Source organism: uncultured Dialister sp., from assembly GCF_900541605.1.
GTDB lineage: Bacteria > Bacillota > Negativicutes > Veillonellales > Dialisteraceae > Dialister.
Genome location: NZ_UQKJ01000004.1, coordinates 1 through 14,779, shown reverse-complemented (window position 1 = coordinate 14,779; position 14,779 = coordinate 1). Strand labels below are relative to the sequence as shown.

The following is a 14,779-nucleotide window of genomic DNA, read 5'->3' as shown; positions in this document are numbered from 1 at the left end:
TGTGGACCGCAGATTACAGCTATCGGCTTACCGCTATCCGGTAACGATGGCCAGCGGAGCAGCATAGGGGACTATCGTTACGAAGATGCTGAGAGTCTAAGGAAGCACTGATTAAATCTGACTCTGCAAATTAATCAGCGCTTCCCTAAATATGGACCCGGATTTCAATCGGGCCCTATTGTCTCAATATTAAATCTATTACATACTATTGGAGAGATCACATTGAACAGTAAAATCAAATGGTGGATCAATGGTGTGGCAGGAGTTATTTTTATCCTGCTCTGCGCCGTGTATCTGCTCATTCGACCCATTGTGGTACAGAACCTGGAGCCTGTCCTTTCAGAGCAGGCTGGGAGTCATATCAACGGCACCCTCTCCTGGGAATCCATGGACCTGGATCCCAGCCTGGATCTTTCATTCACAAATCTTGTGCTGAAAGATGCCTCGGGAAATGAAGTGCTGACGACTCCTTCTTTAACCGTGGGCTGGACCATGTCTTCTCTCTATGGGTACCTGTTCAAAGATAACGGCGTGGCTTCCGTGGTAAAGACGGTGACGGTGGATAATCCGACACTTACGCTGACTCAGAAAAGTGATGGCACCTGGAATGCGGCGGATCTTATAAAACCATCCACCGATTCCAACAGCGGTGTTTTCACCGGAAAGGTAGTTATCCATGACGGCAGCGCTTCCGTGAAGACCACATCGGCCGGGAACTTTGATTTCTCCGGGCTCGCCGGGACCTTTGCCTGGGATGCCGATTCCCATATTAAAGGGGACCTGAAGGGCACATTCCTTGATACGGCCTTTGAAGGAAACCTGAAGTATACAGACAGTAATAATCTGGAAATCAATGTAAAGACCGATTCCCTTGCCCTTACTTCTCTCGAACCCCTGCTGAAGCAGTTCCCCCAGGTGGAGCAGAAACTGACCATGAGGGAGGGGACAACCCAGGTGACGGATGCCAAAATCTGGAAAAGTGATGGCGCCGTCGCCTACCGGGTGACCGGTTCTTTTAATCATGCTGCTCTTAGTTATGACGACTACGTTTTAACTGATGGGGCAGCTTTTTTTAATATCGAAAATGGAAATGTGGATGTCACAAAACTTTCTGCAAAAGTGAATGGCCAGAAGGTGACCGGTGAAATCCATGTAAATGCATCGGGGGATACCCCTTATTTCCGTGGAAAGGCGGAGCTCCATTCTTTGGATATTCCAACCCTCCTCCCGGATTATGATGTGAAAGGCATTGTGGACGGCAGTATTTCTTTTTCCGGTACTACGGACCATCCATCTGCCTCCGGTACAGTGACTGTGAAAGACGGAGGCTATCAGGGGTTGCAGGTCAAGAAAGGAGTTCTCACCTTTTCCTATACCGATGGCAATCTTTCTATTCCCTATCTGGAAGCAGATGCCGCCGGTGGCCATGTGCTGGGACAGGGATCCTATGTCAAAGAGAGTGGCGCTTTTTCCCTGCAGGTGGAAGCAGATTCCATTGACCTCTCACAACTTCCTCTTTCTACTCCTGTCAGCGGTATTCTGAGCGGGTTCTGCGTGGCAGATGGCAATTACCTGGATGGAGTACTTTCCCTTCATCGGTCTTCCGGAAATGGTGACGTGACCGGTTTTGCCTATGATGGTATGTCGGCAGGTTCTTTCAGTGGATTCGGCAGTTATACCGATGGAAACTGGAGCGTTACCGGCTATGGCAGGTCCCTGTCCTACGACGGTGTATCACTGGATAACGGGGCGTTCTCTCTGGAAAAACATGGAGAGTCCATATCTATTCCCTATGCCAGCGGCCTTGTGGGGGATGGCGCCTTCTTTGTGAAGGGCGTCTATAATCCCCAGAGTATGGATCTGGCGGTTACCGCTTCGGATGTGGACCTGTCCCTCCTTTCCGGCATCACCGGTGAGGATATGGCAGGCACCGCCTCTTTCAGCGGCCATGTGACAGGTACCCTGGATAACCCGGAAGGCGAAGGAACGCTTCGCGCCAGAAATGGGCATATCCGAAATGCCGGATTCGATACCATCGACGGCCGTCTTGGCTGCCACGATGGGAAACTGGATATTTCCGGTCTCCGCTGGGTGGGCACTTCCGGCACCCATACAGTGCAGGGCACCATCGGTATTGCGGCGCCCCATGATATGAATCTGTCTGTTAAGACAGAAAAGACGAGAATCGAAAGCCTCCTTTCCCTGGCGGAACTGGATTACCCGGTGACCGGCTGGATTTCTAATGATCTCACAGTGACGGGAACCCTGGACAATCCGAATGTTTCCGGTGATTTCTCCGCCTGGAGCGGCTCCGTCATGGGACAGCTCTTCCAGAGTCTTTCCGGACGGTATACCTATAAGGACCATGGTCTGACCCTGCAGGATGGGCTGGGCTATATTTACGATGGCACCATCGTGGTAAACGGAACGGCCAGTGAAACGAAGGGCCTCGACTTTACAGTGGCCATGACAGATATCAGCATTGAACGGATGCTGCCGGGGAAAGATGTGAAAGGCATCGTATCCCTGAACGGCAAAGTGAGCGGTACCTTCGACAATCCTGCCTTTGACGGCACTGCGTCCACCCGGTCCATTACCATCGGAGGCAATACGATCCGCAATGTGTCTGCGGGCATCCATTATAAAGATAACGTGGTTAGCATCGATGAAGGTTCTTTCCGGCAGAAACAGGGGACCTTCCAGTGGAAGGGAAGCTACAACCTTTCCACTGGAGCTTTGGATGGATATCTTAATTTCAACGGCTGGAACATTAAGAACATTATGACACTCCTGAAGCAGCCTTCTGACGGTGTAGATGGCGCTGTGGAAGGGGGCATACGTATTTCCGGAACCATAGATAACCCCAGCGTTGATTTTAAAGCTCACGTTAACGGCGGCCATCTGGGAAGCGCAGTCCTTGGAGAGGGGGATATTAATTTCTCCTATATGAACAGGGCTCTTTCTATCCGCAAGTTTTATATCCCCATCGGTGACGGTGTCCTCGCCGCCCAGGGGCAGATGACCACTGACGGCGCCCTGAATATCCAGGCAGCGGCGAAAGACATGGATGTATCCTGGGTTCCCCAGGCCCTGGGAAAGAAGAATATTTCCATCGGTGGTAAGCTGACGGCGGCGGTCAATCTTTCCGGAACCCGGGCAAATCCGGTGGCCGATGTGTCCGTGGGTGTTGACCATCCCCGGTACGGCGATATTACTTTTGACAGTTTTTCTCTTCTTGCCAATGCGTCGAACAATGTGGTGACCCTGCAGAATGCCCTGCTCCAGAGGGGTACCTATCGGGCCAGCATGAAAGGGACCATGCCCGGAAATCTCTTCACCGGAAACACCGAAGATAAAGCTGTGCCTATGGACCTCGATATTAATCTGGACCAGGCCGATATGAATATGCTGGCCCTATTCTTCAAACCGATCACCTCTGCCAGTGGGCCTATCCAGGGACACGTGAAGGTGGCCGGCAGCTATGATGATCCACTCCTGCTGGGGGGAATTTCCGTAAAAGACGGAGCCCTTACCCTGACGACCCTGAATGAACCGGTAAGCCCCATTACCTTAGGAGTCACGTTCTCCGGAAAGACAGCATCCCTGGACGGCAGTGCCGCCTTTGGTGGCGGCAGTCTCACCACGAAGGGAAATATTTCCTGGGACCATTACCGGCTGGGCCAGTACAATGGGGAACTCCATATTCATATGCCCTCCATCAACGATACCTATTATAAAGGTAGCCTGGACGGGGATTTCACCCTTGGCGAAGTGGCGGGGTTTGAAAAACCGGGGGTCAGTGGTACCCTGAAAATCCAAAATGCGGTGATTGATATCCCCTTTGCCCTTCTTGGAGATTCCGGGAGCACATCCCTTGATATTCTCACTAAAATCGACGTGCAGATCGGTGAAAATGTGTACCTCTATAACAGTGCTCTCTATGATCTTGCCATTCACGGCAACATTGATATGATGGGACCGCTCTCGGATCCTGTCATGAGCGGACGGGTGAATGTGGATAAGGGAACAGTGAAACTCAATACCACGGAATTCAAGATGGGTGATGCCCATGCAGTTTGGGGAGAAGAACCGGGGTCTTTACTGCCTTCTATCCATGCCAAAGCTTTCACAAAGGTGGGCCACTATGAAATTATAGCCCAGCTTGATGGCCCCGTGGGAAGTATGAAAACCACATTCCACAGTGAACCGGCCCTGAACGATTCCCAAATTCTGATGCTGCTCACCTTTCACCAGGACCCGAACAGCAAGGATAATAACGGAGCCATGGAAGGAGCCCTCTTCAATGCGGGCCTCACCATGCTTTTCGGGAATGGTATCCAGGATTTCCTGCAGGACAAGATCGGGCTGGACCTTATTTCCATCACATCGAATCTCACTGATTACTACGACAGTGTGGATGACAACAGCAATAACTATTACATTAAGATAGGGAAATACCTGTTCAACGATTTCATGCTTACCGCTACCATGGGCATGAATAATAAGGATAAGAGCGTAGGCGCCCACTACGACCTGAACTCGCGAGTAGGGCTGTCTTCATGGTATAATAGTGACCATGACAGTTATGTAGGGACAGACTGGAGTTTCAAATTCTAGGAGCAGTGAAATATGCTGGATGAATATAAAGCTTTCCTTGCTACCATCAGGAAACTGACGAGGGAAGAGGAAGCAGTCTTGTGGAAACAATATAAAGAAGAGGGTCTTCTGGAGGCCAGGCAGTCGCTTATCGAGCATTACCAGCCCCTGGTTTTCCGGGAAGCCATGAAGTACGGTCTCCAGGAAGCAGTGACCCTGGATCTCATCCAGGAGGGCACCGTAGGCCTCATGGAGGCGGTGGAAAAGTACAATCCCTCCCTGGGCGTCGCCTTTTCTCTCTATGCCCTGCACCGGGTGCGGGGGCGGATGGTGGATTTCCTGCAGGAGAATGGAAAAGATCTTCTTCTGGACAAGGGAGAGGAAGAGGCCTACCTCACGGAAACGGTGCCTGATACGGCCTTTGAGTCAGCGGATAAGAGTGTCCTCCATTCCACCGTGGACCGCGCCATGAGTCGGCTGCCGGAACGGGAACAGGACGTGCTGCGTATGGTGTATCTCAAGGAGCAGAGTGCCCAGGAAACGGCAGCAGCCATGGATGTGAGTACGGCCTATGTATACCGTCTGGAAAAACGGGGCATCCGCCGGCTGCGGGGCATGCTGTCAAAACTGATTCATGACAGGAAGTAGCAGAATTCCATAGAAAAATGGGCGTATCATTTGAGAAACGCCGTAAAAATGGAAATTTTCTTATTTACTGATGTTTTCTTATACTTCTCTTTTTATGATTATGTAATAAAGGGTAACAGGGGGAAGAGGGGTTCTCCCCGGTTATCCCTATTGGGAGGTATTATGTCAGGAGATAAAGTCAAACGGGTACGGGCCGTGAGGAAATGGCTGGAAAAAGCGGAGAGCTGCTATTCCAGCCACAAAGAGGTTACCGGTGAAATCAATCTCATCATGGCCCAGGCGGAAATGGAGCGGCTGAAAGAAACCCGCAGAAATGGAAAGGGCCGGAAAAGAGCGCTTCAGATAGTAGCACTTTTCGCTGCGTTCGGCGTGTTCCTTGGCCTCAATGCCATTTGGCAGGCTCTGGAACCGTCTAAGGAAAGCATGACTCCGCCGGTGCAGGTGGTACAGGAAAAAGAACCGGCTCCGGCTGTAAAGAAAGAAGAACCGGAGCCCCTTTCTGTGCCATCAGAAACTGTGGACCCAGGAATTTCTGCCCAGCCGGAACCGGTCTATACGGTGCCGGAACAGCCTGTTCCCCAACTGGCTGCGACCCAGCCGGCTGTTGTGACGCTGCAGCCAGCAGCACCGCCGGTAAGAACCGCAGCCGCTGCAGCGCCAAAGCCTGCCCTGTCGGATAAAGAAATCCAGAGTGTTGTGGGAGAAGCAGGAAGAGCTCTTCGTGGACAGGGATAAATGAGGGGCCTGAAGGTAGTGGCAAGGTAGCTGAGGGGTAACTCCTCAGCTGTCTTTCTCAAGTCCTGCCTCAGTTATAGCCTTCAGCATTAGACTTTTTTCATAAATTGTTCATGAAGAATGCCTTTTTCCCTTGTGAAATAGAGGCATTCTTCATATAATATAAAGAAGTGCTGATTTCCTTCGATGAATTCGATGGAATCAACTTTTCAAACCGCTAAATAACAATCCTGTATACCTGAAACCAATAAAGAGGAGGATTTTATGATTACAAAGAAAAGCAAGAAAGTGCTGCTGCTCACAGCGGTACTTGCATCACTTTCGGGAGTTTCCGTTTTTGCGGATGCGCCAACCCTGGCGGGCGGGTCTAACGGTATGTCCCAGAGTTCCATGATCAGCGTGAAGAATGGACAGACCGTAGGAAGCGGATCCATTTCCGATGAAACTGCGAAAACAGCAGAAGCTCCGTCTGTGGCGGTACAGCAGTCCCAGCAGACCGTGGCTGTAGGCGATGCGTCCCTGTACCTCTCCAAGGCCGATAATGATGCCATAGAAGCACAGGTAGGAAAAACTATTACCTCCGTTGATTTCTCGGGTATCCCGGAACCGGTGAAGACGAAACTTTCTCCCCTGATCCAGAGTAAACCCAGTACCCAGCTCACAGAAGAGGGAGTCCGTAACGATGTGGCTTCCCTGGGATCCACGGGCGTATTCTCCCAGATTACCCCGGCCTTTTCTGAAGTGCCGGAAGGCGTGGGCATTACGTACCAGCTGGCTTCGAACCCCGTAGTCCATGATGTGGCATTTACGGGAAATACGATTTTTACCAGTGATTACCTGAAGTCCATCATGAATATTCCCCAGGACAGCGTGCTGAATTTCGTCCTGGTGAACCAGAAGCTGAAGGAAATCGAGAATATGTACCTCCAGCAGGGATACATGCTCGTTTCTATTCCGGACGTTCAGGTTTCTTCTGACGGTATTCTCCATGTGAATATTTCCGAAGGGGTAGTGGAAGATTTCACCATCGTCGGCAATGATAAGACAAAGGATAAGGTCATCCTTCGGGAAATGAAACTGAAGAAGGGTAAGCCCTTTAATAAATTCCTTGCCAGCCGCAGTATGGAACGGCTCTACAATACCGGCTACTTCGAAGACGTCAATATGAAGCTCCTGCCGGGCAAGGAAAATGAGCATAACGTAATCATTGAAATCGATGTGATTGAACAGAAAACCGGTATCGTCACTGTCGGTGCCGGCTACTCCGATTCCGATGGTACTGTCGGTATCGTGGAACTGGGAGATACGAACTTCCGGGGTACCGGTGACAAGGTGAACTTCCACTGGGAATTCGGCGGCGCCGGTGACGGTAAGAACTACACCATTTCCTACACCCGGCCCTGGATTAATTCCAACGGCGACTCCCTGGGGGCCTCCATTTTCAACCGTATCTACACTTACGATGACTACGATGCCAAGGGCCATGAAATCGCAGAATACGATAAGAGGAGAAAGGGCTGGAACCTTACCTGGGGCCATGTAAGCGACGATTACCGCACAAACTACTTCAATTTCGACAGCACCAAGGAATCCTATGATGACCACGACGGCTTTGAATGGGGCGGTACAGCGGAAGACAAAGGACATACCGCCAAGGATAGAAGTGATGAATGGTATAGAGCTATCATGGATAACTTCGGTACCACAAACAGCTTCACCTTTACCCATGTCTTTGATAACCGGGATAACTACTTCAATGCCAACAAGGGCCGCCGGATTTCCTTCACTGCCCAGTGGGGTGGCCACGGTCTGGGCGGTGACTATGACTTCTACAAGTTCACCGCAGAAGGCCGGTTCTACAAGGGCCTCGGCAATGGCCATATCCTGGCACTCCGCCTCATGGGCGGCTACATTGACGGCGATGTTTCTTATGGCAACCTCTTCGACCTCGGCGGTTCCAATACCCTCCGCGGCTACGAAGATGACCAGTTCAAAGGCAAGAAGATGTACGCGGCTACCCTTGAATACCGTTTCCCCATTGCGAAGAAGGTACAGGGCGTCCTCTTCACCGATGCCGGCAGTGCATGGGGACTGGATCGCGGTAAGATTCCGTGGTACGACGACGACGATTCCCTGAACTGGTCCGTAGGCGTAGGCCTCCGTCTCCAGACCCCGATCGGACCGATCCGCCTGGACTACGGCCATGGAGACCAGAATAAGTTCCACTTCAGCTTTGGTACCCAGTTCTGATCATAGAGAGGAGGAACCATGCATTCTTCCTTGAAACAATGGATGATGCGGGCAGGATTGTTCCTGCTCGTTTCATCCTTTTCATTCCCACCTTTGGCCGAAGCGGCTCCCATCCGTCAGGTGGATGTCCATGTGGGAGTCACCGAGGGAGACCTGCCGCTGGCGGTGGAGAAACGAATCGTATCCAGTGTTTCTTCCATCGGCAACCGGATTCTTGTGGGGAAGGAAGAAGACCTTTTCCGACTGAACAGCGGCGAGTATAACAAGGTGCTGGCGGATATCATCAACCGGGTGGTCATCGGTTATGTGGTGTCTGACCTCACCGTGAACTACGGAAGCGATACGTCACTGTCCGTCACGCTGGCTCCCGTGGGCCGGATGATTCAAAAGGTGGATACGGAGATTGACTATGGCAACCTGTCTCCCGAAGCCCGGCAGTATGTGGAAGCAGAGACGAAGGATATTCCCGGCCTCATGAGCAATCTTCTCATCGGCCTTCCTGTGGATTCCGTGGGATGGGCGGAAAGTGTGTCCCAGTCAGCGGGCCGGGATATGCTTCATCAGCTGCTGCCTGAATTTACGGCAAACGTCGAAGTATCTTCGGGAGAAGAGACGAAGGTCAAAATTTACCTTATTCCCCAGGGACAAATTGTGCGGTCTTCCACAGTGACTTTCGAAAAGACCACGGTTCCCCGGCTTCTCATGCTGAAGGCTTCGGAGGAAACGGAATTTGCCCTGGAACACCTGCAGGGCCTTCCGGTGGATTTTGTCACCCGGAAACAGGCAGATATATCTGCAGAAATGAACCGGATTCTCCAGAACGATTCCTTCATTAAGAAGTACGGCATAGCCACAGAGACAAGGCTCATTCCCGGTGAATTGACGGAACTGAAAATCAATGCCCTGACAGACCATTGGATCATACGAACTGAAGTGTGGCTGGATGCCGGCAGGGATGGGAACAAAAATACCACCTTTGAAGGCATGCTGGGCCACTATGTGGGGAAAAGGGATACTATCTTCGGTGAAGCCCGTTTCTATCCGGGCCCTATGGACTGGGATATCTTCGGCGGCTGGTATCACCATTTCGGCTCTGTCATGGATGTGGGATACAAGTACAATTTTTTAAATAACGAAAACCATGTATTCGGGGTGATCCCCTTCGGAGAGCAGTTTGCCCTGCGGTATGACAGGAATTTCAAAACCAGGGACAATGAATTTGGCCTTTCCTACAAAATTCATAATTACATGACCCTGGAATACGTGTATAATGATAAAGATGGCAAATGGCTGAGAATCATTGCCAATTTATAAAGGAGTGGATTTTATTATGATGACAACTCTTGGAAACAAGAAAAATGTGAAGATTTTTTCCTTTGCTCTGGCCGGCGTATTCATCGCATCGGTAGCAGTAATGGCGGTGGTATCCATGGGAGATACAGCCAATGCGGCTCCGACATCGGATATCGGCGTCGTGGACCAGCGGGAAGTGATTTCCAATAACAGCCAGCTGGCCCTGAACTATCAGCAGAAAATGAAGGACACCGCCGATGAAATGCAGAAGGACTTCGATGCCAAGTCCCAGGGCATGAGCGATGCGGACAAAGAAAAACTGTTCAATGACATGCAGCAGCAGTTCAACCAGAAACGTACAGCCATTGAAAAGGACATGGAAGACCAGGTCACCGGTGCTGTGAAGTCTGTGGCTTCCAAGAAAGGCCTGTCCCTGGTGGTGGATAAATCCGCTGTGATTTACGGTGGCACCGATATCACAAAAGAAGTGTCCGATTCCCTGAATAAGACACTCACCGCTTCCCAGTCCGCTGCTGCTTCCCAGAGCAAATAACGGAGGCCCCTCATGATGCACCGCAGTCCCCTGATTGCTGCTGCCTGCGCCGTGATGATGGCTTTTTCCTTTGCCTTTGCCGGGTGCGGTACCAAAAAAGAAGAAACACCGCCGCCCTCTGTCCACTATGGAGTAGCGGACTTGGAGACACTGGTGAAAGCCCATCCGAAGTACAGCGAGTATTTCAAACTGGAAACTGAATATAACCATATGCTCGAGCAGTATCAGACTGAGCGGAATAAGCTGATAGAGTCCTCTTCGAAGCAGAAACAGATAGCCGCCGCCCTGGCCGATACGTCCCGGCGGGTGGATGCCCAAAATGAGCTGCAGGCAAAAGTAAAGGCCAAAGAAGATGAACTGAATGATGGCCTCCAGAAGCTTTATGGGGATATTGAAAAGAAACATACTACGAAAGCGGGCACCATGAATCTGGAAACCCTGACTCCCGAAGAACGGGTGAAGATGGCAAATCTCCAGATGAAGCTCACTGTCCTGGGTGTGACCGGGGAAGAAAAGGAGCAGGTAAAGGATGAACTTCACAGGCTCATGGATCTCCGTACATCCCGAGAAAAGGCAGATATGGGCGGCTGGACTGAGGAAGAAGTCAAACAGATGACCGACGCAAAGGCAAAGGCCCAGGCGGAGCTGGAAGACTATTCCAACAGCGCAGCAGAAGAAATCAAAAATAACCTGTCCCAGGAGACTGAGGCTGACATTTCTGCGGAAGAGGCGGATTTCGCTGAAACCCACAAAGAATGGGATGCAAACTGGCAGGCAAAAATCGATGATAAGCAGAAACAGATGGCGGCATTGAAAAAGGAAATCATGGCCGATATCGAACAGGAAGCGGCAAGAGTGGCTTCCGAAAAGAACCTGGACATGATATTCTCCAAGTACAAAGCCAATATCAATGCGGACGATGTGACCGGAGACCTGGTCAATCGGATTGTAAATATCAGGAAGTAAGAAATCACTTCAACATAGATTGAGGAGGAAAGAAATGGAAAAGGCTGCGTGGAAAAAACTGGCCTGTGTAGGAATGATTGCCCTGGCTGCTGTATTCAGCGGCTGCGGCAGTGAACATAAGGTGGCAGTGGTGGACTATCAGAAACTGGAAGACCAGTCCCCGAAGATTAAAGCCATCCAGCAGGAAATCACGGATAAGGACAAGGAAATCAGCAATCGTCTGGCAGAAGCCCAGAAGAGCGGACTTTCGGATGAAGAAATGCAGAAAAAAGTACAGTCTGCCCAGCAGGAACGGATGATTTTCATCCAGAGCAAGCAGAAGCAGATTGAATCCATGGTCCAGTCCCAGGCTGGGGCTATTGCCAAGGAAAAGAATATCGGCATCGTCATGAATAAGATGGCTGTACCGACGGGAGCCGTAGATATTACGGACGAAGTACTGGCCAAGATGGATGGCGGCGCATCGAAAGCGGCTGCATCCCAGTCCAAGTGAGGAAAACTATGAAAAAAACAGCAGGTGAATTGGCTAAAATTGTAGGCGGCACCCTGTACGGTGACAGCACCGTAGTCATCGATGATGTACGGAGCGCCGAAAGTGCAGGCCCTTCCCATATTACGTTTGCCCGGGGCATTTACGCGGAACATATCGAGGAAATGAAGGCAGGAGTCATTCTGGTGGATGAACTTCCGAAAACCTGCACGAAGAATCTCATCGTGGTACCGGACTGCCGCCGTTCTTTCGGTGACCTGGTGGATCTGTATCACCCGGAAAACCGCTTTACTCCCGGCATTCATCCCACCGCTATTGTCAGTGACAAGGCAGTCATCGGTAAAGACGTGTGCATCATGGCCTATGCGGTGATTGAAGATGGTGCAGAAATCGGTGATGGCACGGTCATTTATCCCTATACCTACATCGGAAAGAATGCGAAGGTAGGGAAGGACTGCGAATTGAATCCAGGCTCCGTTGTCCATGAAAACAGCGTTCTTGGGGACAGGGTAGTCCTTCGGGCCCATGCGGTTATCGGAGGACAGGGATTTGGCTTCTCTACCGATGAAAACGGCCATCATCACCACATTCGCCAGCTGGGCCGTGCGGTTATCGGTGACGATGTGGAAATTGGTGCCTGCTCCACGGTGGACAACGGTGCCCTGAACGATACGGTCGTCGGCAATGGTACAAAAATTGATAATCTCGTCCACCTGGGCCATAACGTACAGGTGGGAACGGATTGTTTCCTCTGCGCCCAGACCGGAATTGCCGGCAGCACCACCATCGGAAATCACTGTATCCTGGCAGGACAGACCGGCGTGAATGGCCATATTGCCATTACGGACAATGTAATTTTAGGCGGTAAATCCGGCGTCGTCGGCGCAATCAAAGAACCGGGAGTCTATATGGGCTACCCCACCCGCACCCATGCCCAGTGGGGCAGGGTAGAAGTGGCCGCTTCCCATCTGCCGGAACTGATGAAAAAAGTCCGCCAGCTGGAAAAGAAACTGAAAGAACTGGAAGGAAAATAAGAAAAAGGCGGCTGAGGGGAAAGTGGCGGCGCACAGATCAGAATCGCCGCCTCATGAGGCCAGATTGCAGCGAAGACGCTTCATTTCAACGGTCAAATGACTCTATCCACAAACATGTAGCCCTAAGAGAAGGGGCGCACCAAAGGGGCCGAGTTTACGAAGGTTTGTGGCTGGGGGGCTTGTAATCGAGCATGTTCAGAGCGATTGCAGCGAGGGCCCCCTCTGCATTGCTGCGCTTGCTACCTCCCCCAAAAGATGGGGGAGGCGGGGGCCACGAAGTGGTTGGCTCTAGGTAAGCTGAAAGCGGATAGCGAATTCTATCACTATTTAACTTCTATCGTCTGCGTCCACAAACTCATTCACAAGGAGTGGCTTATACCATTCCAACAACAATCGCTCCGCCCTGCAAACATTATGCGGTGCTTCACCACTCCTGTCTCCTGATTTTTTCTATATTTCGCATTTACACACCATGTACAAGGTTTATCTCATTAGAAATGGGCCTTGTCTTTTCTTTTATTTATATTTTTTGAGGTTTACTATGGGTGCTACTTACAGACTTCTGAAAATATTGGGTTGGGCGGCATGCCACATGTCTCCGGACCATGCACAGACCTTCGGGCGGGGACTGGGCCACTTTTTCTGGACCTTTGTACCTCCGAAGCGGAAGGTGCTGGCTGTGAATAACATTATCCGGGCCGGCGTAACGAAGGACAGGCATCGGGCGAAGGAAATCGCAAAGAATTCGTCCCTCCGCTTTGGGCCTCTCGGTATTTCCATGTTTCGTTTTCCTCTCCTGAACAGGGATAATATTCATTCCTACGTCACGGTGAAGGGCCGGGAAAAACTAGATCATCTGAAAGAAGAGGGTAAAGGCTGCATTCTGGCAGCCACCCACTGCGGAAACTGGGAAGTAGAAGGGGCGGCACTGGCTCTCTATGGGTATCCTCTTCTTTCTGTAGCCATGAAACAGAAGAACAGGGATTTTGATAAGTTTCTCTGTGAATACCGTTCTATCCCTGGCCAGACGGTGGAGTACAAGACCGGTGTCCGGGATATGCTGCGGCGTCTCAAGCAGGGTTACTTCGTAGGCCTGCTCTGTGATCAGGATCCCGGGGATACGGGCATCCTTTCTGATTTCCTCGGTCAGAAGACACTGACAGCAACGGGGCCGGCCCATTTTGCACTGCTCACAAAGCTTCCTGTCATGACCGCATTCATCCATGAGACTTCTCCCTGGCATTATGAAATCATCATTGATGATCCCATTACTGCCGATGAAGGACTCAAGAAGAAAGAGGCTATCCAGAACATTACGGACAAGATCAATAAGCGTCTGGAAGCGTGGATTTATAAATATCCGGAAGAATGGTTCTGGCTCCATAACCGCTGGAAGTGGACCGACCGATACTATCCGGAACTGAAAGGAGCCAAAAATGGGGCAGTTAAAGACTGAAAAAATCAGGGTAGGCCATATTCCTGTGACCGTTGTCCACCCTATTGAAGATACAGGAAATCCGGTGATTTTATACCACGGCTGGAGCAGCCAGGCGGATTTCCAGTATTCCAAGGCCGCTATTTTTGCGGTAAACGGATACACCGTCTATATTCCGGAAGCCCAGAGTCATGGGGAGCGGGGGGCCCTTGATGATTATTACAAAGTGGAAGACTATCCCATTTTCTGGAATACTATTTTCCAAAATATGGAAGAGTTTCCCCTTCTGGCGGACTGCATCCGGGAAGACTATGATGAGAAGCCTTTTATCCTGGGCCATTCCATGGGCGGCATGTCGGTCCTTGGCATCGGCAGCATCTATGGAGACCGGCTGAAGGGCATTGTATCCTTCAATGGATCCGGTGACTGGCTCCTGACCCACCTTTTCATACAGGCCCGCTTCGGCCTGTATGTGCCGAAGGACTGGGACATGTACGATGAAATCGAAAAGAAATCGCCCATTAACCATGCGGAAGATATGAAGAATATCCCCATCTTTATGACAAACGGAGAAAGTGATATTTCCATTGATCCCAGGGCCCAGGCCCATTTCTTCTCCGTCATGCAGCAGGCAGGGGGAAAGGTAACCCGTATTACCTATCCCCTTCTTGGTCACTTTGTAACAACAAATATGTTGGATGACGCCATGAAGTGGATGGAAAGGGTTAAGGAAGCACTGATTAATTCGCAGAGTCAGATTTCATAAGGATTTTTATGCA

At 50.9% G+C, this 14,779-nt stretch carries 11 protein-coding genes; all 11 read left to right on the top strand.

Annotated elements, in window-relative coordinates; all coding sequences use genetic code 11:
• The first annotated feature begins 222 nt into the window (after positions 1 to 222).
• The 11 genes from QZR21_RS00605 (at position 223) to QZR21_RS00555 (ending at position 14,766) form a co-directional block, all read left to right on the top strand.
• Entirely contained in the window at positions 223 to 4,617 is a 4,395-nt protein-coding gene (locus QZR21_RS00605) for a translocation/assembly module TamB domain-containing protein (RefSeq protein ID WP_296973197.1), read from the top strand.
• A gap of 12 nt (positions 4,618 to 4,629) precedes the next feature.
• The gene (locus tag QZR21_RS00600) at positions 4,630 to 5,244 is read left to right on the top strand and encodes a sigma-70 family RNA polymerase sigma factor (RefSeq protein ID WP_296096064.1); all 615 of its coding nucleotides are present in this window, start codon (positions 4,630 to 4,632) and stop codon (positions 5,242 to 5,244) included.
• Between the two features lie 162 nt (positions 5,245 to 5,406).
• The gene (locus QZR21_RS00595) at positions 5,407 to 5,979 is read left to right on the top strand and encodes a hypothetical protein (protein ID WP_296096067.1); all 573 of its coding nucleotides are present in this window, start codon (positions 5,407 to 5,409) and stop codon (positions 5,977 to 5,979) included.
• Positions 5,980 to 6,243: 264 nt separating this feature from the next.
• The gene (locus QZR21_RS00590) at positions 6,244 to 8,229 is read left to right on the top strand and encodes an outer membrane protein assembly factor (RefSeq protein ID WP_296096070.1); all 1,986 of its coding nucleotides are present in this window, start codon (positions 6,244 to 6,246) and stop codon (positions 8,227 to 8,229) included.
• 18 nt (positions 8,230 to 8,247) lie between these two features.
• Entirely contained in the window at positions 8,248 to 9,543 is a 1,296-nt protein-coding gene (locus QZR21_RS00585; protein WP_296096073.1) for a Tat pathway signal sequence, read from the top strand.
• Positions 9,544 to 9,559: 16 nt separating this feature from the next.
• Entirely contained in the window at positions 9,560 to 10,075 is a 516-nt protein-coding gene (locus QZR21_RS00580) for an OmpH family outer membrane protein (RefSeq protein ID WP_296096075.1), read from the top strand.
• A gap of 12 nt (positions 10,076 to 10,087) precedes the next feature.
• Entirely contained in the window at positions 10,088 to 11,041 is a 954-nt protein-coding gene (locus QZR21_RS00575; protein WP_296096080.1) for a hypothetical protein, read from the top strand.
• A gap of 34 nt (positions 11,042 to 11,075) precedes the next feature.
• The gene (locus tag QZR21_RS00570) at positions 11,076 to 11,534 is read left to right on the top strand and encodes an OmpH family outer membrane protein (RefSeq protein WP_296096084.1); all 459 of its coding nucleotides are present in this window, start codon (positions 11,076 to 11,078) and stop codon (positions 11,532 to 11,534) included.
• An 8-nt stretch (positions 11,535 to 11,542) separates the two neighbouring features.
• The gene (gene lpxD / locus QZR21_RS00565) at positions 11,543 to 12,565 is read left to right on the top strand and encodes a UDP-3-O-(3-hydroxymyristoyl)glucosamine N-acyltransferase (RefSeq protein WP_296096086.1); all 1,023 of its coding nucleotides are present in this window, start codon (positions 11,543 to 11,545) and stop codon (positions 12,563 to 12,565) included.
• A 541-nt stretch (positions 12,566 to 13,106) separates the two neighbouring features.
• Complete coding sequence (locus QZR21_RS00560; protein ID WP_296096088.1) at positions 13,107 to 14,021, top strand: lysophospholipid acyltransferase family protein; 915 nt, start codon at positions 13,107 to 13,109, stop codon at positions 14,019 to 14,021.
• Positions 14,002 to 14,766 carry a S9 family peptidase gene (locus tag QZR21_RS00555; RefSeq protein WP_296096091.1) on the top strand — a complete coding sequence of 255 codons (765 nt, stop codon included), beginning with the start codon at positions 14,002 to 14,004 and terminating at the stop codon, positions 14,764 to 14,766. Before QZR21_RS00560 ends, QZR21_RS00555 begins: the two co-directional genes overlap by 20 nt.
• Positions 14,767 to 14,779: the final 13 nt, after the last annotated feature.